Below are 374 nucleotides of genomic sequence, written 5' to 3'. Positions count from 1 at the left end.
GTCGGCGTATTTGTAACGTCGAATATACTGTATGGAAACTCGCGTATATAAAACAGGCACATATCGGATGAAAAATGATCGGTAAGCGGATAACGGAAAGGGGTGGCATATCAGTGGACGAAAATCAGATTCATCATGCAATCGAACAAGCCTATCAATTGATTGTTGAAGCACACCGCAACATGACTGACATTTGGCGCACTCACGTACTGTTTACGCGGCAATGGTGGTTTGGAGTAGGTTTATCGATATGCCCCTGGCTATTTTGGATCGGATTTCGGGATAAGAGAGCTACGGGACAGTTTCTCCTATCCGGGTTTATGATGATTATCGTGTCGTCGTGGCTGGACCAGCTTGGGATTGCCATGGGACTT

General features: G+C 46.0%; 1 pseudogene. It reads left to right on the top strand.

What is annotated here, in order from left to right:
• Window positions 1-113: 113 nt before the first annotated feature.
• Window positions 114-374, top strand: a pseudogene (locus HP552_RS00095) (CBO0543 family protein); the annotation flags it as partial.

It is taken from the genome of Paenibacillus xylanilyticus (genome assembly GCF_013359935.1).
Lineage (GTDB): Bacteria > Bacillota > Bacilli > Paenibacillales > Paenibacillaceae > Paenibacillus > Paenibacillus xylanilyticus.
The sequence above is the reverse complement of the archived record's forward strand: the minus strand, read 5'-3'. Positions and strand labels throughout refer to the sequence as shown.